Annotated in this window: 24 protein-coding genes, 1 tRNA gene and 2 pseudogenes; 9 read left to right on the top strand and 18 right to left on the bottom strand. The window is 73.0% G+C overall.

Annotated features, from left to right (window positions below; all coding sequences use genetic code 11):
- Positions 1-300 precede the first annotated feature (300 nt).
- From ACIQR3_RS28320 to ACIQR3_RS28305, 4 genes are all read left to right on the top strand, one after another.
- Complete coding sequence (locus ACIQR3_RS28320; RefSeq protein WP_403543468.1) at positions 301-1,323, top strand: MDR family NADP-dependent oxidoreductase; 1,023 nt, start codon at positions 301-303, stop codon at positions 1,321-1,323.
- A 105-nt stretch (positions 1,324-1,428) separates the two neighbouring features.
- Positions 1,429-2,529 (top strand): phenazine antibiotic biosynthesis protein, encoded by a 1,101-nt coding sequence (locus tag ACIQR3_RS28315; RefSeq protein WP_403543467.1) that lies wholly within the window; start codon positions 1,429-1,431, stop codon positions 2,527-2,529.
- Positions 2,529-3,914 (top strand): aldehyde dehydrogenase family protein, encoded by a 1,386-nt coding sequence (locus ACIQR3_RS28310; RefSeq protein ID WP_403543466.1) that lies wholly within the window; start codon positions 2,529-2,531, stop codon positions 3,912-3,914. Before ACIQR3_RS28315 ends, ACIQR3_RS28310 begins: the two co-directional genes overlap by 1 nt.
- A gap of 176 nt (positions 3,915-4,090) precedes the next feature.
- Positions 4,091-5,101 (top strand): Lrp/AsnC family transcriptional regulator, encoded by a 1,011-nt coding sequence (locus ACIQR3_RS28305; RefSeq protein ID WP_403543465.1) that lies wholly within the window; start codon positions 4,091-4,093, stop codon positions 5,099-5,101.
- A gap of 312 nt (positions 5,102-5,413) precedes the next feature.
- Here the strand turns inward: ACIQR3_RS28305 and ACIQR3_RS28300 are convergent.
- Positions 5,414-5,487 (bottom strand) — tRNA-Pro (locus tag ACIQR3_RS28300).
- A 142-nt stretch (positions 5,488-5,629) separates the two neighbouring features.
- Between ACIQR3_RS28300 and ACIQR3_RS28295 the strand changes: the two are divergent.
- Both ACIQR3_RS28295 and ACIQR3_RS28290 read left to right on the top strand, forming a co-directional pair.
- A pseudogene (locus ACIQR3_RS28295) lies at positions 5,630-6,341 on the top strand (transketolase).
- A gap of 23 nt (positions 6,342-6,364) precedes the next feature.
- A complete protein-coding gene (locus ACIQR3_RS28290) occupies positions 6,365-7,276 on the top strand; it encodes a transketolase family protein (RefSeq protein ID WP_403543464.1) in 912 nt (303 codons plus the stop codon).
- A 12-nt stretch (positions 7,277-7,288) separates the two neighbouring features.
- Here ACIQR3_RS28290 and ACIQR3_RS28285 read toward each other — a convergent pair whose 3' ends face one another.
- Positions 7,289-7,648 carry an MmcQ/YjbR family DNA-binding protein gene (locus tag ACIQR3_RS28285; protein ID WP_403543463.1) on the bottom strand — a complete coding sequence of 120 codons (360 nt, stop codon included), beginning with the start codon at positions 7,646-7,648 and terminating at the stop codon, positions 7,289-7,291.
- 107 nt (positions 7,649-7,755) lie between these two features.
- On the opposite strand from ACIQR3_RS28285, the gene ACIQR3_RS28280 reads away from it, so the two are divergent.
- Complete coding sequence (locus ACIQR3_RS28280; RefSeq protein ID WP_403543462.1) at positions 7,756-8,349, top strand: helix-turn-helix domain-containing protein; 594 nt, start codon at positions 7,756-7,758, stop codon at positions 8,347-8,349.
- Positions 8,350-8,522: 173 nt separating this feature from the next.
- A pseudogene (locus tag ACIQR3_RS28275) lies at positions 8,523-8,651 on the top strand (SAM-dependent methyltransferase); the annotation flags it as partial.
- A gap of 7 nt (positions 8,652-8,658) precedes the next feature.
- On the opposite strand, the gene ACIQR3_RS28270 reads toward ACIQR3_RS28275, so the two are convergent.
- The 13 genes from ACIQR3_RS28270 to rpmG all read right to left on the bottom strand — a co-directional run bounded on the left by ACIQR3_RS28270 (position 8,659) and on the right by rpmG (position 19,494).
- Positions 8,659-9,183 (bottom strand): GNAT family N-acetyltransferase, encoded by a 525-nt coding sequence (locus ACIQR3_RS28270; RefSeq protein ID WP_403543461.1) that lies wholly within the window; start codon positions 9,181-9,183, stop codon positions 8,659-8,661.
- A complete protein-coding gene (locus tag ACIQR3_RS28265; RefSeq protein WP_403543460.1) occupies positions 9,180-9,764 on the bottom strand; it encodes a helix-turn-helix domain-containing protein in 585 nt (194 codons plus the stop codon). Before ACIQR3_RS28265 ends, ACIQR3_RS28270 begins: the two co-directional genes overlap by 4 nt.
- 46 nt (positions 9,765-9,810) lie before the next feature.
- Positions 9,811-10,713: a LysR family transcriptional regulator gene (locus ACIQR3_RS28260; protein WP_403543459.1), complete on the bottom strand. Its 903-nt coding sequence runs from the start codon at positions 10,711-10,713 to the stop codon at positions 9,811-9,813.
- Positions 10,714-10,731: 18 nt separating this feature from the next.
- Positions 10,732-11,925 carry a glycine C-acetyltransferase gene (locus tag ACIQR3_RS28255; RefSeq protein ID WP_403543458.1) on the bottom strand — a complete coding sequence of 398 codons (1,194 nt, stop codon included), beginning with the start codon at positions 11,923-11,925 and terminating at the stop codon, positions 10,732-10,734.
- A 28-nt stretch (positions 11,926-11,953) separates the two neighbouring features.
- Positions 11,954-12,982: an L-threonine 3-dehydrogenase gene (tdh, locus tag ACIQR3_RS28250; RefSeq protein ID WP_403543536.1), complete on the bottom strand. Its 1,029-nt coding sequence runs from the start codon at positions 12,980-12,982 to the stop codon at positions 11,954-11,956.
- 168 nt (positions 12,983-13,150) lie between these two features.
- Positions 13,151-13,720 carry a GAF domain-containing protein gene (locus ACIQR3_RS28245; protein WP_403543457.1) on the bottom strand — a complete coding sequence of 190 codons (570 nt, stop codon included), beginning with the start codon at positions 13,718-13,720 and terminating at the stop codon, positions 13,151-13,153.
- Positions 13,717-14,349: an ATP/GTP-binding protein gene (locus ACIQR3_RS28240; protein ID WP_215171420.1), complete on the bottom strand. Its 633-nt coding sequence runs from the start codon at positions 14,347-14,349 to the stop codon at positions 13,717-13,719. Before ACIQR3_RS28240 ends, ACIQR3_RS28245 begins: the two co-directional genes overlap by 4 nt.
- A complete protein-coding gene (locus tag ACIQR3_RS28235) occupies positions 14,327-14,701 on the bottom strand; it encodes a DUF742 domain-containing protein (protein WP_215171462.1) in 375 nt (124 codons plus the stop codon). The genes ACIQR3_RS28240 and ACIQR3_RS28235 overlap by 23 nt, the downstream gene beginning before the upstream one ends.
- 2 nt (positions 14,702-14,703) lie before the next feature.
- Positions 14,704-15,192 (bottom strand): roadblock/LC7 domain-containing protein, encoded by a 489-nt coding sequence (locus ACIQR3_RS28230; protein ID WP_403543456.1) that lies wholly within the window; start codon positions 15,190-15,192, stop codon positions 14,704-14,706.
- Between the two features lie 77 nt (positions 15,193-15,269).
- Positions 15,270-17,135 carry a sensor histidine kinase gene (locus ACIQR3_RS28225; protein ID WP_403543455.1) on the bottom strand — a complete coding sequence of 622 codons (1,866 nt, stop codon included), beginning with the start codon at positions 17,133-17,135 and terminating at the stop codon, positions 15,270-15,272.
- A 444-nt stretch (positions 17,136-17,579) separates the two neighbouring features.
- Positions 17,580-18,938, bottom strand: a complete 1,359-nt coding sequence (gene gdhA / locus ACIQR3_RS28220) for an NADP-specific glutamate dehydrogenase (RefSeq protein WP_403543454.1) — start codon at positions 18,936-18,938, stop codon at positions 17,580-17,582.
- 230 nt (positions 18,939-19,168) lie between these two features.
- Complete coding sequence (ykgO, locus tag ACIQR3_RS28215) at positions 19,169-19,291, bottom strand: type B 50S ribosomal protein L36 (RefSeq protein ID WP_403543453.1); 123 nt, start codon at positions 19,289-19,291, stop codon at positions 19,169-19,171.
- Between the two features lie 38 nt (positions 19,292-19,329).
- On the bottom strand, positions 19,330-19,494 hold the full coding sequence (gene rpmG, locus ACIQR3_RS28210; RefSeq protein ID WP_403543452.1) for a 50S ribosomal protein L33: 165 nt from the start codon (positions 19,492-19,494) through the stop codon (positions 19,330-19,332).
- A 290-nt stretch (positions 19,495-19,784) separates the two neighbouring features.
- Between rpmG and ACIQR3_RS28205 the strand changes: the two genes are divergently transcribed.
- On the top strand, positions 19,785-20,060 hold the full coding sequence (locus ACIQR3_RS28205) for a DUF6355 family natural product biosynthesis protein (protein ID WP_215171464.1): 276 nt from the start codon (positions 19,785-19,787) through the stop codon (positions 20,058-20,060).
- A 175-nt stretch (positions 20,061-20,235) separates the two neighbouring features.
- On the opposite strand, the gene ACIQR3_RS28200 is transcribed toward ACIQR3_RS28205, so the two are convergent.
- From ACIQR3_RS28200 to ACIQR3_RS28190, 3 genes are all read right to left on the bottom strand, one after another.
- Positions 20,236-21,420, bottom strand: coding sequence for an MBL fold metallo-hydrolase (locus ACIQR3_RS28200; RefSeq protein WP_403543451.1), 1,185 nt, complete (start codon positions 21,418-21,420; stop codon positions 20,236-20,238).
- A gap of 169 nt (positions 21,421-21,589) precedes the next feature.
- Complete coding sequence (locus ACIQR3_RS28195) at positions 21,590-22,375, bottom strand: SGNH/GDSL hydrolase family protein (RefSeq protein ID WP_403543535.1); 786 nt, start codon at positions 22,373-22,375, stop codon at positions 21,590-21,592.
- A gap of 220 nt (positions 22,376-22,595) precedes the next feature.
- Positions 22,596-23,468, bottom strand: coding sequence for a LysM peptidoglycan-binding domain-containing M23 family metallopeptidase (locus ACIQR3_RS28190; RefSeq protein WP_403543450.1), 873 nt, complete (start codon positions 23,466-23,468; stop codon positions 22,596-22,598).
- Between the last annotated feature and the right edge of the window lie 2 nt (positions 23,469-23,470).

Genomic DNA, 23,470 nt, shown 5'->3' with positions numbered 1-23,470 from the left:
CCGGCGGCTCCAGCCAGAGCGCGAGGATGGAGGATTTCTTCTGTCGGGGACGCATCCGGTGACGAAATCCCACGCGCCGTCCCGCGCACGCACCCGCTGTCCCCACCGGCGCGACGGCGGTGATCAGGCTGACGTACGGTGTGCGCTTCCTTCAGGCAGCCGCCTGGGATGGAAAAAATGCTCCAGTTCGAGGCCGTGACTGGAGGCGGCGCGCGTGCCGCCTCCACGCTGGGGATCCCTTGGTCACTTCCTGTGCACCAGGGCTTTACTTCCCTACGTTCTTCCTGCTCAGGAGCGTGAATGGCAGCCCTGCCCGCTACCCAGAGAGAAGTCCGCCTTGTCGCCGAGCCTGACGGTCTGCCGCGGCTGGAGGACCTCCGTGTCGTCGAGACGCCCCTGCTTCCGCCGGGGGGAGGCGAGGTGCTGGTCCGGAACCGTTTCTTCCACGTCTTCGCCACGCTGCGCATCCTCATCGCGGGCGCGACGCAGGACACGCCGTTCCCCGTGCTCAACACCGGCGACACCCTGGTCGGGGCGGCGATCGGCGAGGTCGTCCGAGCGCCGGAGGGCGGCACGGTGCGGCCGGGCGATCTGGTGTCGCACTGGCTGGGCTGGCGCGAGTACGCCATCGTGCCCGCGGCCGAGTGCACGCGTCTTGACGGCGAGGCGCTGCCCGATCCGATCGCCCATCTGGAGCAGGGCTGGACGGCCTACGCGGCGCTGACCCGAGGGGTCCGGCTCCGCCCCGGAGACACGGTGTTCGTCTCCTCCGGCGGTAGCGGAATCGGATCGATGGCCGGGCAGATCGCCAAGCGGCTGGGCGCCGGCCGCGTCATCGCCAGCACCAGCTCCCGCCAGAAGGCCCACCGTCTGGTGACCGAACTCGGCTACGACGAGGCCGTCGTCCGCGGCGCGGAGCCGCTCGCCGCACAGCTGGCGAAGGCCGCACCGGACGGCATCGACGTCTTCTTCGACAACGTCGGCGGCGAACAGCTGCGGGCCGCTGTGGATGCGGCGCGTCCGGGCGCCCGGTTCGTCCTGGTCGGCGCCCTGTCCGGACAGCTCTCCGAGGACGGCACGGGCACGTCGGCGCCCGTCGAGCTGGACTCCCTGCCGCTCATCCACAAGCGGATCGTGATGCGCGGCTTCAGCTCGGACGACTTCGACGACCGTACGGAGTGGACCGAGCGGTTCACTGCGTGGCTCCGCGCCGGGGAGATGGTCTTCCCCCACGTACGGATCAAGGGCATCGAACACGCACCGCAGGCCCTGCTGGAGGTGATCGAAGGGCGGCACGTCGGTGCCGTCATCGTCGAGCTGTGACTCCGTCCCCAGCGCCGCGCTTCGTACGCAACGGCGGGCCGGCACAGGTTCCGCACCCCCGCCCGGCAGCCCCGCCCTCATCTCATACGCCGAGAAGGAGTACCCGTGCCTCGCGCCAGCACAGAAGTCCTCGACCTCCCCGTCGCCGTCCGTCCCGAGCCGGACGAGCTGATCCGGGCCGCCATGGAGTGGCACTTCCATCCCGGCACGGGTTCCCGGTTCTGGCTGGAACGGGCCAGGACTCTCCCCTTCGATCCCCGCAGCGACGTCCGCACCCACGAAGACCTCAGGCTCTTCCCCGACGTGGCGGCCGAACTGCGCGACGTCCGTGCCGAGGACCTGATCCCCCAGGGCTACGGCAAGCACCCCGACGTCGTCGGCGTCTTCGAGAGCGGCGGGACCACGGGAGTCCCCAAGCGGGTCGTCCTGCTCCGCGACTGGCTGGAGCGCATGCTCCACTGGAGCAACGCCAATCTCGACGCCCACGGTTTCCCCGGCGGGGTGAACTGGCTCGGACTCGTCCCGACCGGCCCGCACATCGTGGGCGAGTACTTCCGCAGGTCCGCGAGCAGCCACGGGAGCCACGGCTTCACGGTCGACCTCGACCCCCGCTGGGTGAAGAAACTGATCGCCGGCGGACGGGGCGCCGACGCCGGCGCCTACGCCGAACACCTCATCGACCAGGCCGGGCTCGTACTCCGTACCCAGGACATCGGCGTCCTGACCATCACGCCCCCGCTCCTTGAGCGCCTCGCCCGCCGGGACGACCTGGCCGAGCTGGTCAACGAGAAGGTCCGGGCCATCCGCTGGGGCGGCACCCAGCTGGATCCCGATTCGCGCTACCTCTACAAGACCGAGGTCTTCCCCAAGACGGTCCTGTGCGGCAACTACGGCAGCACCATGATCCTCGGCTTCGCCGGCGAGCGCCCGGACCTCCCGGAGGACTCCGGCTGCGTCTTCGACGCCTACAGCCCGTACGTGACGTTCTCCGTCGTCGATCCGGAGACGCTCGGGACCGTCGCGTACGGCGATCGCGGCCGCGTCCTGGTCCACCACGTCAGCAAGTCGTTCTTCCTGCCCAACAACCTGGAGCGGGACACCGCGATCCGGATCGAGCCCCTCGCCGGTCACATCGGCGACGCGGTGGCGGACATCGCCCCGGTCGAGACCTTCGAGGACGAGGCCGTGATCGAGGGGGTCTACTGATGGCGGAGCCCCGCACCCATCTCCTGCAGCTCGACGCCCTGGGGGCGCAGGGCGCGTACAGGGCCCGGAACCGCAGGACCGTGCACGACGTCGCGGGCCGGGAGGTCGCCGAACTGAGCCTGGTTCCCTCGCTGTTCGTCGAGCGCGCGATGAAGTCCCTGCACCGTGCCTCCCCTCTCGCGCTGGACGACCGGATCGGCATGATCGGCCGTGCCGCCCAGCTCTTCTCGACCGCCGTCCTGGACGGCCAGTCGGTCGAGGAGTACGAGTACCGGGTCAGCCGGGTCGGCGGGATCCCGATCTCCGAGGTGCGGGCCACCACCCGGGCGATCGCGGCCCGGCTGAGGAAGGTCCACCACAGCGTGGAGCACGCCAGGCCGGCCGGATCAGTGACGCGGTGGGACGACCCGCTGACCCGCACGGGCCGTGCGGTGTGGGCCCGGCGCGGCAGCGTCTTCGCCGTGCACGCGGCCGGCAACCACCCCGGACCGCACAGCCTCTGGCCGGAGGCGCTCGCGCTGGGCTACCGCGTCGCGGTCCGCCCCTCCCGGCGCGAGCCCTTCACCCCGCACCGGCTGATCACGGCGCTGCGCGGCGCCGGCTTCGGCGACGACCACGTGGTGCTGCTGCCGACCGACCACGCCACCGCGGACGCCGTGCTGCGCGGCGCCGATCTGGGGATGGTCTACGGAGGCGAGGACGTGGTGCGCAGCTACGCCACGGACGCGTCGATCCTCCCGCAGGGCCCGGGCCGTTCGAAGATCCTGCTGACCGAGGAGGTGGACTGGCGGGACCGCCTCGACACCATCGTCGACTCCGTGAGCGGCCATGGCGGCACCGGTTGCGTCAACACCACCGCCGTGTTCGTAGAGGGCGATCCGGCCCCGCTCTGCGAGGCGCTGGCCGAACGTCTGTCCTCGGTGCCCAGTCTGCCGCCGGAGGATCCCGGGGCGGTCTGCCCGGTGCAGCCGCTCGCCACGGCGAAGGCGTTCGAGGCTCACCTGTCGCACAAGGCGGCAGGCGCCAGGGCATGGCTGGGCGGCGACGGCATCGCCGACGAACTGGGGGACGGCAGCGCCGTCCTCCGGCCCGCGGTCCACCAACTCGACCGGCCCGATGCGCCGCAGGCCTCCGTCGAGCTGCCGTTCCCTTGCGTGTGGGTCGCTCCGTGGACGCGGGAGGCGGGCCTCGCGCCCCTGCGGAACAGCCTCGTCCTGACGGCGATGACACACGACGACCGGCTCGTCGACGGACTGCTGGAAGAACCCTCGATCAGTAACGTGTACGTGGGAGACCACCGAACGTACTGGATGGAGTCCGGCATGCCGCACGACGGCTATCTCGCCGAGTTCCTGATGCGCTGCAAGTCGGTGATCAGGGACTGACCCGTTCCCCGTGGCGGCGAAAGGCTCGCCGCCACCGCCGAGGGGGGTGGACTCCCCCCTCGGCGTTCCGGGCGGCCGGGCCCGGATCACGACCGAGCGGAGCACCGACGTGTGCGGGCGTCGCCACCGGCGACTTGCCACGCCCTGCCACGTGGTGCGTGAAGGATGGTGTGCGCATGCTCGACGACCTCGATCGCGCCTTGATCCATGCGCTGCACATCGACGGACGTGCCTCTTTCACGCACATGGCGAACGTGCTGAGCGTGTCCCCGCAGACGATCTCCCGCCGCTACGAAAGACTGCGCGAACACGCCGCGCTCCGCGTCGTCGGACTGCCCGACCCCCAGCTGACCGGCCACGAACAGTGGCTGCTCCGCCTGACCTCGGCCCCCGAGACGGCACTCGATCTCGCCCGCGCCCTGGTCCGACGCGAGGACACGTCGTGGGTCTACCTGACCGGTGGCGGTACCGAGATCGTCGCCGTACTCGAAACACCCCTGGGCACGGCACACGGCCATACCCTGCTCCTGCACGAGCTCCCACCCAGCGTCGGGCTCACCGCCGTCTCCGCGCATCACCTGCTGCACGCCTACATCGGCTGGCGCACTCCGTGGCGCATGAGCGCCAACGCCCTCACCCTGCGACAGCAACGCCTGCTGAGAGGCACGAGACCGATGGGGTGCATCGAGTCCGCGCCACCAGGGAAGCACCGGCGAGTGCAGCTCTCACCCGCGGACCACGCCCTCATGCACGCCCTGAGACGGGACGGCCGCACCAGTGTCGGTGACCTCGCGGCCACCACGGGCCTGTCGCCGGCGACGGTGTCGCGCCGGCTGGACGACCTCCGCGCATGCGGAGCCGTCTTCTTCGACGTGGAACTCGACCCAGTGCTTCTGGGAGGCAGCACCAAGGTCCTGCTGTGGATGGCGGTCGCTCCGGCGCATCTCGACGAGGTGGCCACGACATTGGCCCGGCATGACGAACTCGCCTTCGTGGCCCATACGACCGGCCCTACCAACCTCGTGGCTCACGCACTGTGCGAGGACACCGCGGCTTTGTACCGCTACCTCACCCACGGTCTGGGCACGGTGAAGGCGATCCGCACCCTGGAGACGGCCCCTGTCCTGCGGACCCTCAAAGCGGTGGGGACGATCTCCTCCGGGCCGCCGTCATACCGCCACGGGTAGCCGGCGCCGAGCGCGCCGGCAAGGCCGGGGCGCTGACGGTGTGCGGGGCCACGGTCATCTCGATCGGCGCGGGCGTGGCGCCGCCACGACCCGCGCCACACCGGACTCACCTGGTTCGCCGACGCCGGCGCCGCGCTCACCGCCCACCTGACCGTGGTCCGCGCCCCGAAAACCCTGCCGACCCTGCCGACCTTGCCGGCAGGTCCCCGCCGCGCCCGCCAGACCGCCTGGTCCCCCCATGGTCCCCGGGGCATGCGGCAGAGGGCCCGCCGGATTGCTCCGGCGGGCCCTCTGCTCCGCGACTGTCTCCAGTCGGGACGACAGGATTTGAACCTGCGACCCCTTGACCCCCAGTCAAGTGCGCTACCAAGCTGCGCCACGTCCCGTTGCCCGCCTGACCTGGGGTTTCCCCGGGCGGGCGTGCAGGAAAACCATACCGCACTCGGGCCGGTGGTCGCGCATCCCTTTCCCGTACCGCACCCGGCACCACTTGACCTCAAGTTAGGTCGAGGTCGCACGCTCGTCCGTATGACGAAGACGACCGAGGAACGCGGGCGTACTCATGGGTACGCCGACCTGCCGGGCCTGATGGCGCGGATGACAGGGGACGAGAAGCACGGGCCCGCCGCGACGTCCACCCTGGACGTGCTGTGGGTGCTGTACGACCGGGTACTGCGGGTCGGCCCGGAGCGCGGGGACGACCCGGCGCGGGACCGGTTCCTGCTGTCGAAAGGGCACGGGCCGATGGCGTACTACGCCGTGCTCGCCGCCAAGGGCTTCGTGCCCGTGGACTGGCTGGACGGCTTCGGCTCCTACGACTCGCCGCTCGGACACCACCCCGACCGGACCCTGGTGCCGGGGGTGGAGATCGGCAGCGGTTCGCTGGGGGCACGGGCTGCCGATCGCGGTCGGCGTGGCACTGGGACTGCGCGCCCAGGGGCGCGGTGAGCCCCGGGTGTGGGTGCTGACCGGGGACGCGGAGCTGGACGAGGGCAGCAATCACGAGGCGATCGCCTTCGCCGGGGCCGCCGGCCTGGAGCGGCTGCACACCGTCGTCGTCGACAACGCCTCCGCCCGGCACGCGCGGCCCGGCGGCATCGCGGCCCGCTTCGAGGCCGCGGGCTGGTCGACGGTGACCGCCGACGGCCGGGACCACGAGCAGCTGTACGCGGCGTTCACCGCGCCGCATCCGGGCCGCCCGCACGTGGTGGTGGCCCGGGTGGAGCCGAAGTCCGCCTGAACTCCCCTTCGGAAGGAACTCCCATGGACACCATGCGTGACCGTTTCGCCCCTGTCGTCTCCGGGCTGCTCGACGAGGATCCGCGCGTCGCCGTGGTCCTCGCCGAGATCGGCGCGGACGGCTTCGCGGAGGCCGGACGCCGCCACCCCGACCGGGTGATCAACGTCGGCATCCGCGAGCAGCTGCTCGTCGGTGCCGCCGCGGGGCTGGCGCTGACCGGGCTGCGGCCCGTCGTGCACACCTTCGCCAGCTTCCTCGTGGAGCGGCCCTTCGAGCAGGTCAAGCTGGACCTCGGCCATCAGGACGCGGGCGCGGTGCTGGTCAGCGCCGCCGCGTCCTTCGACTGGCCGGCCGGCGGATACACCCACATGGCGCCCGGTGACGTGGCGCTGCTCGACACCCTGGACGGCTGGACGGTGCACGTGCCCGGGCATCCGGACGAGGCCGAGACCCTGCTGCGGCACGCGGTCGCCGCCGGGGACGACAAGGTGTACGTACGGCTGTCGGTGCAGTCGAACGCCGACGGGCTGCCGGTCGACGGGGAGCGGTTCCGTGTCCTGCGCGAGGGCGGCTCGGGCGTGGTCGTCGCCGTCGGGCCGGTGCTGGACGGCGTGCTCGCCGCCACGCAGGGACTGGACGTCACCGTGCTGTACGCCACCACGGTCCGCCCCTTCGACGCCGGGGCGCTGCGCCGGGCCGTGCGGGCGGCGCGGGCGGACGTGGTCCTGGTCGAGCCGTACCTCGCGGGTACGTCGGCGGCGGCCGTGAACGAGGCGCTGTCCGACGTACCGCACCGGGTGCTGGGCCTGGGGGTCGGCCGGCGCGAACTGCGGCGGTACGGGCTCGTCGAGGAGCACGCCGCCGCGCACGGACTGGACGCCCGGTCGCTGCGGGAGCGGATCGGCGGCTTCCTCGGGGCGGCGGCGGGGAGCTGACCCCGGGGGACGTCAGCCGGTGGGCGGCAGGCCCAGCCGGGGGTGGCTCTCCAGCAGGGCGGACGGGGCGGCCTGGCGCCAGGAGTCGGCGAGGATGTCCCGCAGCTCGTCCTCGCCGTCCAGCGCGGCCAGCCGGGCCCGCACCCAGGCGAACTGGGCCTCGTGCCCGGCGATCCAGAACTTGTCCGGCTCGGCGAGGACCAGTTCGTCCCGCTCCTCCTTGGGGCAGCGCACGGCGATGGACGTCTCGTCCTCGGGCAGCGTGGCGAACATCTTGCCCGCGACCCGGAAGGTCGGCATGCTCCAGGCGATCTTCTCCGTGGTGTCCGGCAGGGACAGGGCGATACGGCGTACGTCTTCGGCGTCCGGCATGTCAGGCACCGTAGCCCGTGCCACTGACAGTCGGCCGGGGACGGCTGCCCGCCGGTCCTGGTCCCGCGCCACCGACGGTTTTGCGCAGGGCGCATATCCTTGTGCTCGTGACGCAATTCTCCGATGACCTCGACGGTCTCGTACGCGCCCGGATCCGCGCCCTGCGCGTGGCGCAGGGCTGGTCCCTCGACGAGCTGGCCGGCCGCGCCCGGCTCAGCCCCTCCACGCTCAGCCGCATCGAGAACGGCCGGCGCCGCCTCGCGCTGGACCAGCTCGTCACCCTCGCCCGCGCCCTGGACACCTCCCTCGACCAGTTGGTCGAGACCGCCGCCGACGACGTGATCTCCAGCCCGACGATCGACGCGGCCCACCACCGGATGCGGTGGGCCGTCCGCGCCGACCCGGGGCTGAGCGTCGTACGCCAGCGCCTGACGGACCCGCCGCCCGACAGTCCCGCGCGCATGCGCGCCCATCCCGGCCGGGAGTGGCTCGTCGTGCTCTCCGGCACCGCCGTCCTGCTCCTGGGCGACCGGCGCATCCGGGTGGAGACCCACCAGGCCGCCGAGTTCCCGACGATGCTCCCGCACGCCCTCGGCGCCGAGGGCGGGCCGTGCGACGTCCTGGGCATCTTCGACCGTGACGCCCGCCGCGGCCACCAGCGCGCCGAGACGGAGGAGGACACCGGACGCCCGTCTGCGTGAGGGCGGGGCCGCGGACCAGGGCTTCTTGCGTGCCCGGCACGCCGGGCGGCCATCGTCCTGCCCTCCGGGAAGCGACCGCGCGGTCCGCCGACGGTTCTCCTGGCGTGGCCGGTATGACACACATCTGCCCGCCCGCGCACCACGACTCCGACGCCCAAGCGGAGATCCTCGACCTGGACGCCGAGGTGCTCACCGCCCTCGACCGGCTGCTCGACACCGACGATCCGCACCGCCTCCCGCGCCGCGACGACCTGACGGTGCGGACCGAGCGCATGGTGCGGGCCGCGCGGCGCGCGTCCTGAGCCCGGCTCAGCCGGGCGGTCCGACGTGCTTGAAGTACAGCGTCGTGGGCCGCAGGACACCGTGCGGGTTCGCGGCGTAGTCGGGGATCACTCCGGCCCGGGTCCAGCCCGCCGAGCGGTAGAGGTGTTCGGCGGGGCTGTCGGTCTCGGTGTCCAGGTGGAGCAGGGTGATGCCGGCCTCGGCGGCGGCCCGTTCGGCGGTGTCCAGGAGGGTGCGGCCGAGGCCCCGGCCGCGGGCGCGGGGGTGCACCATCAGCTTGACGAGTTCGGCGCGGTGGCGGCTGTTGGGCTTGTCGGGCAGGACGAGGCCGACGGTGCCGGTCACCCGTCCGTCCTCGCGCGTCACCCACACGGCGAGGCCGCCGGCGGCCACCGCGTCGGCCCGCGACCGCCACCAGGCGAGGGCCTCGGCCCGGTCGAGCGGGGCGAGGAAGCCGACCGAGGCGCCGCCGCGCACGGTGTCGGTCAGCAGGTCGGCCAACTCCCCCGCGGCGTCGGCGAGTCGGGGCGCGTCCAGGCGGGTCGCCGTCACGGCAGCACCACCGCCAGCACGTACCGCGCGTCGCCCGGCCCGGGGCAGCGGAACCGGGTCGGCCCCCAGACCCGCAGCCGCAGACAGTCACCGGCGTCCAGGCGGTGCGCGGTGTCCTGCGCCGTCACCTCCAGCTCCCCCTCCAGCACCCAGATGTGCTGCTCCAGACCGGGCACGGGCGGCCGGTCGTACGCCAGGTCGGCGCCGGCCGCGAGCCGGCCCTCCACGAGTTCGCCGCGCAGCCCGGCGTGCGGCGGGGACACCGACCGGCGTACGAAACCGGCGGCGCGGTCCGTCCAGACCTGCTGGTCGGCGGCCCGGACCACGGGAGCGGGCCGGGCCTCGACCTCGCCGAGCAACTGGGACATGGTCCGTCCGTGGACCGCGCACAGGCGGTTCAGGAGGGCGGCGGTGGGGCTGATCTCGGCCCGCTCGGCACGGGAGAGGGTGGAGCGGCTCACGCCGGTGCGTTCCGCCAGTTCGTCCAGGGACCAGCCGCGTTCGGCACGCAGTTCGGCCAGGCGGGTGCCGAGCCGGACGTCCACCGGGTCCGGGGCCGTCCCGTCAGTACGCTGTCTCATATCCGGGACACTATCCCGGATATGAGACAGACATGTTACGGGACGCTCACTCCCGCGCCGCCGTCTCCAGCGCGTCCAGTACCGGGCGGATCAACGGGTGCTCCTCGGCGCCCCGGCGTACGGCCGCGAAGACCCGGCGGGTGGGCGCGACCCCGTCGACCGGGCGGACGACCACGCCGGTGAGGTCCATGCCGCGCAGCGCCGAGCGCGGGACGAGGGCCACGCCCGCCCCGGCCGAGGCGAGGGCGACCACCGCGCGGAAGTCGTCCGAGGAGTGCTCGGGGCGGGGCTGGAACCCGGCGCTCTCGCAGGCCAGCATCACCACGTCGTGACAGGGGTTGCCGGGGTACGGCCCGATCCACGGGTCCTTGGCCAGCTCCGCGAGCGGCACCTCGGCGGCGTCACCGAGCCGGTGGGTGACCGGCACGACCGCGTCGAACGGCTCGGCGTACAGCGGGACGTGGGTCAGCCGCGGGTCGTCGGCCGACGGCGCCCCGCGGTACTCGACGGCGACGGCCACGTCGACCTGCCGGTCCAGCACCATCGGCACGCTGGCGTCGCCCTCGGCGTCCTGGACCCGCAGCCGGATGCCGGGCGCGCTGCGGGCGAGGCCGGTCAGCGCCGGCGCGACGACCTGGGCGATGCCGGTCGCGAACGAGGCGACGGTGACCGTGCCGGCCTCGCCCGAGGCGTACGCGGCCAGCTCGGCCTCGGCCCGCTCCAGCTGGGCGAGGACGGCGTTGGTGTGGCCGAGCAGGATCTCGCCGGCCGGGGTGAGCCGTACGCCCTTGGCGCCGCGCTCGACCAGGCGGTGGCCGGTCTCCTGCTCCAGGGCGGCGAGCTGCTGGGAGACCGCCGAGGGGGTGAGGTAGAGCGCGGCGGCGGCCGCGGTCACCGTGCGGTGGTCGGCCAGGGCCCGCAGGATGTGCAGCCGCCGCGCTTCGATCATGCCGTCGATTCTCCCAGCTCAGGCATCGAGTTCCGCCCGTGCCCCCACGAAGGCGTCCACCGCGCGGTGCACGTCCTCGGTGGAGTGCGCGGCCGACAGCTGCACCCGGATACGGGCCTGCCCCTGCGGGACGACCGGGTAGGAGAAGCCGATCACGTACACGCCGCGCTCCAGCAGCAGCTCGGCCAGCCGGCCGGCCCGCGCCGCGTCCCCGATCATCACCGGCGCGATGGCGTGGTCGCCGGGGAGGACCTCGAAGCCCTCCTCGGTCATCCGGCGGCGGAACAGCGCGGTGTTCTCGGCGAGCCGGACCCGCAGGTCGTCGGCGGACTCCAGGAGGTCGAGGACCTTGAGGGACGCGGCGGCGATCACCGGGGCGAGGGTGTTGGAGAAGAGGTACGGCCGGGACCGCTGGCGCAGCAGCGCGACGATCTCGGCGCGGGCGGCGACGTACCCGCCGGAGGCGCCGCCGAGGGCCTTGCCGAGGGTGCCGGTGAGGATGTCGACGCGGTCCATGACGCCGTGCAGCTCGGGGGTGCCGCGCCCGCCGGGGCCGACGAAGCCGACGGCGTGCGAGTCGTCGACCATGACCATGGCGTCGTAGCGGTCGGCCAGGTCGCAGATGTCGGCGAGCGGTGCCACGTACCCGTCCATCGAGAACACGCCGTCGGTGACGATCAGGCGCCGTCGCGCGTCGGAGGCGTCCTTCAACCGCCGTTCCAGGTCGGCGAGATCGCGGTTGGCGTAGCGGAGGCGGCGGGCCTTGGACAGGCGGATGCCGTCGATGATGGAGGCGTGGTTGAGGGCGTCGGAGACGACCGCGTCCTCGGGGCCGAGCAGCGTCTCGAAGACACCACCGTTGGCGTCGAAGCAGGAGGAGTAGAGGATCGTGTCCTCCTGCCCGAGGAAGGCGGAGAGCCGGGCCTCCAGTTCCTTGTGCACCTCCTGGGTGCCGCAGATGAAGCGGACGGAGGCCATGCCGTAGCCCCAGCGGTCCAGGGCCCGGTGGGCGGCGGCGGTCACCTCGGGGTGGTCGGCGAGGCCGAGGTAGTTGTTGGCGCAGAAGTTGAGGACCTCGCCGGGGCGGCCGCCGGCGGTGACGGCGACGGTGGCCGACTGCGGGGTGCCGATGACGCGCTCGGGCTTGTGCAGTCCGGCGGCGCGGATCTCGTCGAGGGTGGCGCGCAGGTCGTCGCGTACGGAGTCGAACATCGAGGGCTCCAGGGAAGGATCGGGGGTGTCAGACGGTCCAGTCGAGGACGACCTTGCCGCCGCGTCCGCTCGCTGCGTCGGCGAACGCGGCCTCGTGGTCGCGGTGGGAGTACCGGCCGGTGATCACGGGGGCGAGGTCGAGGCCGCCCTCCAGCAGCACCGACATCGCGTACCAGGTCTCGAACATCTCCCGGCCGTAGATGCCCTTGATGGTGATCATCGAGGTGACGACGCGGGCCCAGTCGACCGCGAACTCCTCGGACGGCAGGCCCAGCATCGCGATCCGGCCGCCGTGGGTCATGTTGGCGAGCATGTCGCGCAGCGCCTCGGGGCGGCCGGACATCTCCAGGCCGATGTCGAAGCCCTCGCGCAGGCCCAGTTCCCGCTGCCCGTCCGCGATGGCCGCCCCGGTGACGTTCAGGGCGAGGCTCGCGCCGACCTCGCGGGCCAGCTCCAGCCGTTCCTCGCTGACGTCGGTGACCATCACGTGGCGGGCGCCTGCGTGCCGGGCCACGGCGGCGGCCATCAGGCCGATCGGCCCGGCGCCGGTGATCAGGACGTCCTCGCCGACCAGCGGGAAGGACAGGGCGGTGTGCACGGCGTTGCCGAACGGGTCGAAGATGGCGGCCACGTCGAGGTCGACGGGGGCGCGGTGCACCCACACGTTGGCCGCGGGCAGCGCGACGTACTCCGCGAACGCCCCGTCCCGGCCGACGCCGAGCCCGACGGTGGACCGGCACAGGTGGCGCCGTCCGGCCAGGCAGTTGCGGCACTTCCCGCACACGAGGTGGCCCTCGCCGCTGACCAGGTCGCCGGCCGCGATGTCGGTGACGTCCCGGCCGGTGGCCACGACCTCGCCGGCGAACTCGTGGCCGAGGACCAGCGGGGCGCTCACGGCCCCGCGCGCCCAGCCGTCCCAGGCGCGGATGTGCAGGTCGGTGCCGCAGATCCCGGTGCGCAGCACCTTGATGAGGACGTCACCGGGTCCGACGGCGGGTTCGGGGACGTCCGTGAGCCACAGACCGGGCTCCGCCTTCTCCTTGACCAGCGCTTTCAACGCCACGGCTCCTGACGGGTGGGTCCCGGCGCCGGGCACGCCGAAGCGGCCCGCGTCCGGGGGAACGAGGTGATCGCCCAGCAATCTGCCCCACCGCGCGTCGCCCGTCCATCGAGGTTTTCTTAACCGCCTCCGCAGCTTTCCTTCACACCCCGGCGCGGGGGCGCCTCACAGCGGCAGGCCGTCGGCCGCGCTCCGCTCGATCCGGCCCATCAGGTCCACGGCCGTCGCCTTGATGGTCTCCAGCCCGGCCCTCCCCCACGGTCTGGGCCGCACGTCGGCGGCGCTCACCGCGCCCAGCACCGTCCCGGTGCTGTCGATGAGCGGGGCGCCCAGGTAGGAGCGGATGCCGAAGGTGTCGACGACCGGGTTGCCCGCGAACCGTGGATAGTCGCGGACGTCCTCCAGGACCAACGCCCGCCGCCGGGCGGCCACATGGGGGCAGAACCCGTGGTCGCGGGGCTGGACCCGGGCGAACTCGGGCACGGTGCCGTCGCCCGCGGGCGGGACCGGGGGGACGTGCAGTCCGGCGAAGAACTGCCCGTTCTCCACCAGGAAGTTGACCATCGCGTACGGCGCCTGGGCCATCTCGGCGAGCCGGTCCGCGAAGGCGTCGAGGGCGGGGTCCCAGCGCTCCCCGAGGCCGAGCTGCCGCAGCCGCCGTACCCGCGCGGGGGCCTCCCGGTCCTCGGGCGTGAGCAGCAGCCGTCCGGCCGGGCGCGGCGGGTCGTAGCTCATGGGCGGGCTCCGGCACCGTGCCCCGCGGCGGGCTCCGGCGTGTGGGCGATGAGATGGCGTACGAGGGTGAGCAGGGTCTGTACGCCGGAGCTGGAGATCCGGGCGTCGCAGCGGACGATCGGGACCTCCTCGGGCAGGTCGATGGCGGTGCGCACCTCCTCGGTGTCGTAGCGGTGGGCGCCGTCGAACTCGTTGACGGCGACGATGAAGGACAGTCCGCGCTGTTCGAAGAAGTCGATGGCGGCGAAGGACTCCTCCAGGCGCCGGGTGTCGGCGAGGACGACCGCGCCGAGCGCGCCCTCGCACAGTTCGTCCCACATGAACCAGAACCGTTCCTGGCCGGGGGTGCCGAACAGGTACAGCACGTGCTGCGCGTCGAGGGTGATGCGGCCGAAGTCCATGGCCACGGTGGTCTCTAGTTTGTTCTCGATCCCGTCGAGGTTGTCGGTCGCGGCGCTGACGGTGGTGAGCAGTTCCTCGGTGCTCAGCGGCGCGATCTCGCTGACCGCGCCGACGAAGGTGGTCTTGCCCACGCCGAACCCGCCCGCCACCAGGATCTTCAGCGCCGTGGGGAACGGGTCGCCGCCGTCGGCGCTCTCGTCGTAGTCAGAGCTGTCGTCGTAGTCCATCGAGCACTGCCTCCAGAAGGGCCCGGTCCGTGGGGTCGTGGTGGAACGCGGCGGGTGGCTTGGTGGTCAGCGCGCCGCAGTCGACGAGGTCCGACAGCAGCACCTTGGTGACCGCCACCGGCAGCCTCAGTTGGGCGGCCACCTCGGCGACCGGGACGGGAGCGCGGCACAGGTCGAGGGCCTGTGTGTGCTCCGGGCCGAGGTAGCCGAGGGGGGTGGCCCCGGTGGCCATCACCTGCGACATCAGGTCGAGGGCGACGGTGGGCCGGGTGCGGCCGTTGCTGACCGTGAAGGGGCGCACCAGGCGCCCGGCCGCTTCGTCCAGCCACGGCCCGTCGCCGGCCGTCGCCACGCTCAAGGCCTCATCGCCGGGGAAGCCGGGGCCGGCGCAGCCGACGGGGACGACGGGGACGACAGGCCGGCCGGGGACCCGGGGGTGTGCTGGCGGGGCGCGGTCACCAGATAGGGGCGGACGCTCTTGACGAGCATCGCCATCTCGTAGCCGAGCACCGCGGCGTCGGCCTCGCGGCCCGCCAGTACGGCCAGACAGGTGCCGGAGCCGGCGGTGGTGACGAACAGCAGGGTCGAGTCGAGTTCGACCACGACCTGCCGTACGTCGCCGCTGTCGCCGAAGCGGATTCCGGCGCTGCGGCCGAGGGAGTAGAGGCCGGAGGCCAGCGCGGCCATGTGGTCGGCGCTGTCGGCGTCGAGGCCGTGGACGGACTTCACCAGCCCGTCGCAGGACAGCAGCACCGCGCTGGAGGTGTGCGGCACCCGCTGCACGAGGCCGCTCATCAGCCAGTCGAGATCGGATACATGGCCGGTGGGCGCATCGCTCGCCATGGTGGATCGACTCCTTGGGGTACGAAGATCTGCGCAAGCGCTGGGGGTAGGGGCGGGGGCGGACAGAGGGACGGTCGTCAGGGGGGTGTGCTGCCGTCGGACCGGATGTCGGGCCGGGTGGTGTGGTCGGTGCGGGGTTCGGGCGTGGTGGGCCGCCACGGGGGTGCGGACCGGGTGCCGGTTGTGCGGGTGACGTTCCCGGTGTCGGCCGGGAGGTGCTCCGGCGGACCCGGTTCCAGGCGTTGCTGGGCCTCGGCGAGGCCGATGCCGCGCTGGAAGGCGGCCATCAGGCCGGGGTCGTGCCCGGCGTGCTGGTCGGTGTCCTGGCGGGGTGCGGGAGCCTCGCGCAGTTGGGGCACGAGGTGCTCCTGGGCGCGGCGGTGGGGCAGCCGGGGCTTGTCCATGGTGCCGCGCACGGCGGTGTGGCGCGGTACGGGCGGTGCGGCGGTGTGCTCGGCGACCAGGTGCCGGTCGCCGGGCCGGACGCCGGGCACGGCCTCGGCCGGGGTGGGCCGCGCCGTCCCGTGGGCGCCGCGCACGGGCAGCGGCGCGGGTACGCCCTGGGGGGCGGCCGGGGGGAGCGGGGGTGCGGGCAGCGGTCCGGGGACGGGCGCGGGCGGCGGCCCCGGCACCGGTCCGCCGGCGGGCGCGGGCAGCCTCGGGGGTACGGCGGTCAGCTCACCGCCGGTGGCCTGGGGCGCGGGCGCCGGTGTCCCCGGGGCCGCGACGGTGTCCGGTGCCGTGCCCAGCAGGGCCTGCGGCACGATGAGGACGGCCTGGACACCGCCGTAGATGTTGGTCTGGAGGCGGACGCCGATGCCGTGCCGCTTGGCGAGCTGGGAGACGACGTACAGGCCGATGCGGCCGTCCGCCAGCAGCCGGGCGACGTTGACCTGGTCGGGGTCGGCGAGCAGGGCGTTCATCCGCTGCTGTTCGGCCACCGGCATGCCGAGGCCGCGGTCCTCGACCTCGACGGCGAGCCCGGCGGTGACCAGGCTGGCGCGCAGCAGCACCTGGGTGTCGGGGGCGGAGAACACGGTGGCGTTCTCCACGAGTTCGGCGAGCAGGTGGATCACGTCGGCGGCGGCGTGGCCGCGCAGGGTGCCGTCGACGGGCGGGACCAAGCGGACCCGTGAGTACTGCTCGACCTCGGCGATGGCGGAGCGCATCACCTCCGTCATGGAGACGGGGTGGCTCCACTGGCGGCGGGAGACGGCGCCGCCGAGCACGGCGAGGTTCTCGGCGTGGCGGCGGATGCGGGTGGCGAGGTGGTCGACGTGGAAGAGGCCCTTGAGCAGGTCGGGGTCCTCCTGTTCGTTCTCCAGCTCGTCGAGGATGGAGATCTCCCGGTGCACCAGTGACTGCAGGCGCCGGGCCAGGTTGACGAAGACCTCCAGTTTCTGTTCGCTGCCCGTCTGGCTGGAGAGCTGGGCCGCCTGCACGACGGCGCTGACGGCAGCGTCATGGGCACGGGACAGGTCGGCGGCGAGCAGTTCGAACGGGTCGGCGTCGTCCGGTGGTCCGCCGCGTGGGGTGCGCTGGGGCGGGCCCTCGCCGCGACGCAACGTTTCGACCAGGGCGCGCAGTTCGGCCTCGCCGCGGGCGGTGCCGCGACGCAGCGCGCCGAGGCGTTCCCGTACGGAGCGGGCGGCGCGGTCGGCGGCGACGGCGGCGATGACGACGGCGGCCACGGTGACGGAGACCGCGCCGGCCAGCACGGCCCACAGCACGGGGGCCGGGCGGACGCCGGTGGACCGGACGGTGAACAGGACGGCCGCCGAGGCGCTGAGGGCGACCGCGACGGGCGGCAGCACGGCGAGACGGAGCAACTGGGACCGCAGGGGGGCCTCGGGCAGCGCGGGCTCGGTACGGGCGGCCGGCCGGCCGTGCCGGCCGCCTTCACGGCGGTCGGCACGCGATGCCGGGGCGCGGAGGTGAGACATCGGTGTCCTCGGGTGCGGGTCCGTCGGGGCTGGGTGCTCGCGCGTGGTGCGCCACGCGGGCATGCGCCATCGCGGTGTCGGCCGCGCGGACCGCGAACCCGGCCCGTGTCGCCCGACGGACACTCACAGTAGTCGCGTGCGTCTCACGTGCGAGGGGCGGTTTGCCGAAATCCCCCGGACATCGCCATGGAGGGATGAATGAACGATCGGAAGCGATCAGATCGAGTCACTCTTGGTTACTACAGATCATGTTCCCGCCCCTCCCCGGTCGGCCGGGGAGGGGCGGGGGCGTACTGGTCCCGGCCCGGTCGTGGGTGCCGCGGACTCCGTCGACGCGGGTCCGGGTGGGTGCGTCGCGGCGGGCCCGTCTCCGGTCGGCCCGCCACCGCGTCGACGGGCCGGTCGACCGGCCGCGTCCCGGCACCCCCGTGCTCGTCGGTCCGGTCAGATGACGCCCTGCGCCAGCATCGCGTCCGCCACCCGCTCGAAGCCCGCGATGTTCGCTCCCGTCACATAGTCACCGGGAGCCCCGTAACGCTCGGCCGTCTCGTGGCAGGTGGTGTGGATGTCGTTCATGATGCGGGTCAGCTCCTCCTCGACCCGCGCCGCCGTCCACGACGTACGGGCGTGGTTCTGCGCCATCTCCAGGGCGCTGACCGCGACACCGCCCGCGTTCGCGGCCTTGCCGGGTCCGAACGCGACACCGGCCTGCTGGAACAGGTGCACGGCAGCCGGCGTCGTCGGCATGTTGGCGCCCTCCGAGACCGCCTTCACGCCGTTGCGGATCAGGGCGGCGGCGTCCTGCTCGTTCAGTTCGTTCTGCGTGGCCGACGGCAGCGCGAGGTCGGCCGGCACCTCCCAGACCCGTCCGCCGGGCACGAAGCGGGCCGAAGCCCCCCGGCGCTCGGCGTACGCGTCCACCCGGCCGCGCTCCACCTCCTTGATCTGCCGGAGGAGGTCGAGGTCGATGCCCTTCTCGTCGACGACGTAACCGGACGAGTCCGAGCAGGTCACGGCGTTGGCGCCGAGGGCGGTCAGCTTCTCGACGGTGTGGATGGCGACGTTGCCGGAGCCGGAGACGACCGCCGTCCGGCCCTCCAGGTCCTCACCGCGCTCCCGCAGCATGGCCGCCGCGAAGAGGACGTTGCCGTACCCGGTGGCCTCGGGGCGGATCAGCGAGCCGCCCCAGCCCGGGCCCTTGCCGGTGAGGACGCCGGCCTCCCAGCGGTTGGTGATGCGCCGGTACTGGCCGAACAGGTAGCCGATCTCCCGGCCCCCGACGCCGATGTCCCCCGCGGGCACGTCCGTGTGCTCGCCGATGTGCCGGTACAGCTCCGTCATGAACGACTGGCAGAACCGCATGACCTCCGCGTCGCTGCGGCCGTGCGGGTCGAAGTCGCTGCCGCCCTTGCCGCCGCCGATGCCGAGGCCGGTCAGCGCGTTCTTGAAGATCTGCTCGAACCCGAGGAACTTGACGACGCCCAGGTTGACGGAGGGGTGGAACCGGAGGCCGCCCTTGTACGGGCCGAGCGCGCTGTTGAACTCCACCCGGAAACCACGGTTGACGTGCACCCGCCCCTGGTCGTCCTGCCACGGCACCCGGAAGATGACCTGGCGCTCCGGCTCGCACAGCCGCTCGATCAGCCCGGGTTCGGCGTACTCGGGCCGGGCGGCGACGACCGGTGCCAGCGTCTCCAGGACTTCGTGTACGGCCTGGTGGAACTCGGGCTGCGCCGGGTTGCGGCGCTCGATCTCGGTGAGCAGGTGCGCGAGGGTGGTCTTCGTCTCGGATCGCGTGGTCACAGGAGCCCTTTCTGGCACGGCCGGCACCGGGAGGCGGTGCGCGCCGACGGGGGCGCTCGGCTCCATTGCCGTGCGCGGGACACGTAAGTGTTACGCGCATGTAAACATCTTGACCAGCGTCGGGGTCCAGGAACGACCACTATGCGAGACGGACCCTCCGCGCGGCCGTCCTCCCCGCACGCCGCGGCGGCCCGGCACCGTGCGGTGCCGGGCCGCCGCGGCCTGTCATGTCAGCCCTGACGGGCCTTGAAACGCGGCTCCTTCTTGTTGATCACATAGGTGACACCGCGCCGGCGCACCACCTGGGCGCCCGGCCTGGCCTTCACCGAGCGCAGGGACTTGCGTACCTTCATCGCGGTCTCCTTTCCGCAGGGCGTGGGCCGACGTCGCCTCAGCGTGTCTCGCGGAAGAGGACGTGCCCGCCGACGACCGGGTCGTACTTGCGCAGGACCAGCCGGTCGGGGTCGTTCAGACGGTTCTTGCGGGTCACGTAGGTGACGCCGGTGCCGGCCGCGGAAGTCAGCCTGACCACCGGACGCGTGGTGCTGCGTGCCATGAGGTGCTCCTTGCTCCACCACCCGAGCCGATTGACTCGGGCATGTCATACAGGAGCTGCAACACCCACGCCGGGTTCCGCATTCCTCCGAACGGCGGCACAGGGGTCGTGCGGTGTGTTGACGCCCCTTCCGGGTGAACGCCTCCCGTTGGCCCCGGTCGTCCCGTCCCGGACTGCGACCCTCAGGACCGACGTCCGGCACGGGGCCGCTCCGCGCCCACTGCCTCGGCGTCACCCGTACCTGATCCGATCGATCCGTCCCAGGAGCCCTTGTGACTGTCCGACACCGGGTGACCAGCACCCTCGCCTCCGCCGCCGCCCTCGCGCTCACCGCCCTCGGCGCCGTGGCGTTCACCGCGGCCCCTTCGGCCGCCGCCCCGTGCGGCTTCTACGAGACGAGCGCCGACGCCTTCTACCAGCACTGCACCTCGGACGGCTCCCACGTCGTCATCAAGGTGGCCGTCGCGCACGCGGCCGACTACGAGCGCTGTGTCGCCCCCGGCCGGACGTGGCTCGGATCGGCGTCCAAGATCCAGGGCGCGCACTACGTCGGCCGCACGTGCTGACGACCGGCCCGCGGTGAACGTCCCCGGGCACGGGCGACTCCGCCCGTGCCCGGTACGCGACGGAACCACGCCGCCCTGGCGGGACGACCGGCCCCGCGGACGCGCCACCGGCAACGGCCGAAGCCCACCGTCGGCTCGGCGATCGTCCCAGGCCCTCGGTGCCGGACGTCACCGCTCAGCCGGCGAGGTCCAGATCGCCGCTGCGGGGCTCGTCCGCGACCTCCGCCTGCCGGGGACGACGCCACGGGTGCGCGATCGGCCGGGACACGGGCCGCCACCACGGCTCCGTGGGGAGCGCTCCCGCGGGCTCGAACGGCTCACCGGGCCGGGGGAACGCCACCGCCTGCCCCGCCTCCTGCGCCGCGTCCTTCATCCACTCCCCCGGCTCCGCCCACGGGTGCGGCGCCAGGTTGAACGTGCCCCAGTGGATCGGCAGCAGCACCCCGCCCGGGTCTCCGCCCTGCAGATCGAGGTGGGTCCGGACACCCTCCTCCGGGGTCATGTGGATGTCCGGCCAGAACTCCGCGTACGCGCCGACCTGGATCATCGTGGCGTCGAACGGGCCGTGCGCGGCGCCGATGTCCTGGAATCCGTCGAAGTAACCGGTGTCGCCGCTGTGGTAGACGCGGTGTTCCGGCCCGGCGACCACCCAGGAGGCCCAGAGGGTGTGCTGGGTGTTGCGCAGGGCCCGGCCGCAGAAGTGGCGGGCCGGGGTGGCGGTCAGGGTGAGGCCGCCGACCTTCGTCTCCTCGTGCCAGTCGAGCTCACGCAGCCGGTCCGCCGGGACGCCCCAGTGCTCCAGGTGGGCACCGACACCGAGGGGAACGGCGAACAGGGTGTCCGTTCGCGCCAGCGCCTTGATGGTGGGCAGGTCGAGGTGGTCGTAGTGGTCGTGCGAGATGACGACGACGTCGACCGGGCCGAGGGCGGCCAGCGGCAGCGGCACCGGGTGCAGCCGCTTGGGGCCGGCGAAGGAGAACGGGGAGCAGCGCTCGCCCCACACCGGGTCGAACAGCACCCGCTGCCCGTCTATCTCGGCCAGCACACTGGAGTGCCCGGCCCACGTCAGCCGCAGACCGGTGGCCGGGGGACGGGCCAGGTCGGCGACGGTGGTGGGGTGCACGGGGATGGTCCCGGCGGGAGCCCGGCGGGCCCGCGCCTCACGGTCGAGGTAGGACTTGGCCAGCCCCGTCGAGCCGGAGGGCCGGGTGCGGGCGGCGCCTCCCGGGTTCTGGAAGACGCCGTTCGCGAAGTGCGGTGATCTGCGGATGCGCGCCATGCGCTCGCCGCTCGGGTCCGCGCCGAAGGCCTCGGGCCGCGGCGCGCGGAGCCCGGAGCTGGGGGAACGGAAACCGGCCACGGTACCTCCAGGTGGAGTAGGACAGGCCTCCATTATGGTCGTCCGGTGTGACAGCGGTTCCCGCCGCCCGCTCGTCGTCCGGCGTCGTCCGCCCGCCGGTCGCCCGCTCGTCGTCCGCCCGCCGTCGGCTCGGGCGAGCGCCGCCCGCCCGTCGTCGGCCCGCAGCCGCTCAGGCGACCGCCGCGATCCGCGTCCTGATGTCGTCCGCCGACAGCGTCCCCTTGGCCGTCACATGGTCGCCGGAGGACTCACCGCGCAGCCGGCGTCCGATCCACGGCACCAGGTACTCGCGCGCCCACTGCACGTCGTCCCGACGGATGTCGAGGGTGCCGCGCGGCGGAAGCGCCGGCCAGGGCTGCTCCGGGTCGGCCGGCACCGGCAGGCCGAGGACCTGGCCGGCGCGCAGCGCCACGCGCGTGTGCCCCTCGGGCGAGAGGTGCAGCCGGTCGGTGTCCCAGGCACGGCGGTCCTGGATGCTGCGCAGCGACCACAGGTCCAGCACCGGGCATCCGTAGCGGTCGGCGACGGCCCGTACATGTCCGTTGTACGTGGCGATCTTGCCCCGCAGGTGCTTGAGGACGGGCATCCGGCGGGTGTCGAAGCCGGTCGTCACCAGTACCGTGCCGGCCGTCGCGGTGAGCGCGGCCACCGCCCGCTCGAACCGCTCGGCCACCTCGTCGGGGTCGGTGCCGGGCCGGAGGATGTCGTTGCCGCCCGCGCAGAAGGAGACCAGGTCCGGTGCGAGATCGACCGCCTGGGGCACCTGGTCCGCCACGATCTGGTCGAGCAGCTTTCCGCGTACGGCGAGGTTGGTGTACGTGAAGTCGCCCTCGGGCCGCCGGTCCGCGAGCAGAACGGCGAAGCGGTCGGCCCAGCCGACGAACGCCCCGTCGGGGCCGCGATCACCGACACCTTCGGTGAAGCTGTCCCCCACCGCCACGTACGACCCGATCACTGCTCTCTTGTCACTCTTCGAATCGTCTGCCACGTCGGCCCATGATTCACCTTGGATTGTGACCTACGCGACCGTAGGAAGGGGTTGACGGGCGGTGAGAAAGGCCACTCCTAAAGTGTTGGCCAATTCCGGAATAAGTGGGCCCCGCTCCCTGGGACAACACCGAAGGCCGGACCCGGGGATCGGGGTCCGGCCTTCGGTGGGCGCGCGGCGGGCGGCGTCAGACGGAGACGCCCTTCGACCGGAGGTAGGCGAGCGGGTCGATGTCCGAGCCGTAGTCCGGCGTGGTGCGGATCTCGAAGTGCAGGTGCGGGCCGGTCACGTTGCCGGTGGCGCCGGAGAGACCGATCTGCTGTCCCGCCGTCACGGAGTCGCCGCTGGAGACGGAGAGCGAGGACAGGTGGGCGTACTGGGCATAGGTGCCGTCGGCGAGCTTGATGACGACCTGGTTGCCGTACGCGCCTCCCCAGCCGGCGGTGACGACCGTGCCCGCGCCGACGGCCTTCAGCGAGGTGCCGGTCGGGACGACGAAGTCGGTGCCGGTGTGGTAGCCGCTGGACCACATGCTGCCCGACTGGTGGTACGGGGTGCCGACGGTGCCGCCGTCGACGGGGGCCACGAACCCGGCGGAGCTGTCCGCGGTGGCCGAGGTGTCGGAGGTGTCCGAGGTGTCCGACGCGGGCTGCGCCGTCTTCTTCTCCGCGGCGTCCGTGGTGTCCTTGGTGCCCTTGGTGTCGGCGGCGGTGTCGGCACTCGCCGCGGTCTTGCCGCCGAGGGTGAGCTTCAGGCCGGGACGGATCAGCGACGGGTCGGCGCCGACGGCGTCGCGGTTGTCCTCGTAGAGCTTCTTCCAGCCGCCGCTGACGTTCTCGGCATCGGCGATCTTCGCCAGCGAGTCACCGGAGCGGACGGTGTACGTCCGCGCGTCCTTCACGGCGGCGGACTGTGCCGAGGCGGACTGCGCGGGAGCGGCGTGGGCGCCGGCGGCCCCCAGCAGCGGCAGGGCGAGTGCGGCGCCGCCGGTTCCGGCGACGGCGAGGGTGCGGGTCAGGCGCTGGGTCTTGGTACGGCGGTGCTTACCCTTCGCGGGCATGA

It is taken from the genome of Streptomyces sp. NPDC090994, assembly GCF_044768905.1.
In the GTDB taxonomy this organism is placed as follows: domain Bacteria; phylum Actinomycetota; class Actinomycetes; order Streptomycetales; family Streptomycetaceae; genus Streptomyces.
The sequence above is the reverse complement of the archived record's forward strand: the minus strand, read 5'-3'. Positions and strand labels throughout refer to the sequence as shown.

Bases quoted from the DNA above. Each gene is read 5' to 3' on its own strand.
- ACIQR3_RS28285 (WP_403543463.1), bottom strand. From the start codon at position 7,648: ATGCCGGACGCCGAAGACGTACGCCGTATCGCCCTGTCCCTGCCGGAC.
- ACIQR3_RS28320 (WP_403543468.1), top strand. From the start codon at position 301: ATGGCAGCCCTGCCCGCTACCCAGAGAGAAGTCCGCCTTGTCGCCGAG.
- rpmG (WP_403543452.1), bottom strand. From the start codon at position 19,494: ATGGCACGCAGCACCACGCGTCCGGTGGTCAGGCTGACTTCCGCGGCC.
- ACIQR3_RS28245 (WP_403543457.1), bottom strand. From the start codon at position 13,720: ATGAGCTACGACCCGCCGCGCCCGGCCGGACGGCTGCTGCTCACGCCC.
- ykgO (WP_403543453.1), bottom strand. From the start codon at position 19,291: ATGAAGGTACGCAAGTCCCTGCGCTCGGTGAAGGCCAGGCCGGGCGCC.
- ACIQR3_RS28260 (WP_403543459.1), bottom strand. From the start codon at position 10,713: ATGATCGAAGCGCGGCGGCTGCACATCCTGCGGGCCCTGGCCGACCAC.
- ACIQR3_RS28230 (WP_403543456.1), bottom strand. From the start codon at position 15,192: ATGGCGAGCGATGCGCCCACCGGCCATGTATCCGATCTCGACTGGCTG.
- ACIQR3_RS28290 (WP_403543464.1), top strand. From the start codon at position 6,365: ATGGACACCATGCGTGACCGTTTCGCCCCTGTCGTCTCCGGGCTGCTC.
- ACIQR3_RS28255 (WP_403543458.1), bottom strand. From the start codon at position 11,925: ATGTTCGACTCCGTACGCGACGACCTGCGCGCCACCCTCGACGAGATC.
- ACIQR3_RS28240 (WP_215171420.1), bottom strand. From the start codon at position 14,349: ATGGACTACGACGACAGCTCTGACTACGACGAGAGCGCCGACGGCGGC.
- ACIQR3_RS28225 (WP_403543455.1), bottom strand. From the start codon at position 17,135: ATGTCTCACCTCCGCGCCCCGGCATCGCGTGCCGACCGCCGTGAAGGC.
- ACIQR3_RS28265 (WP_403543460.1), bottom strand. From the start codon at position 9,764: ATGAGACAGCGTACTGACGGGACGGCCCCGGACCCGGTGGACGTCCGG.
- ACIQR3_RS28305 (WP_403543465.1), top strand. From the start codon at position 4,091: ATGCTCGACGACCTCGATCGCGCCTTGATCCATGCGCTGCACATCGAC.
- ACIQR3_RS28310 (WP_403543466.1), top strand. From the start codon at position 2,529: ATGGCGGAGCCCCGCACCCATCTCCTGCAGCTCGACGCCCTGGGGGCG.
- ACIQR3_RS28190 (WP_403543450.1), bottom strand. From the start codon at position 23,468: ATGCCCGCGAAGGGTAAGCACCGCCGTACCAAGACCCAGCGCCTGACC.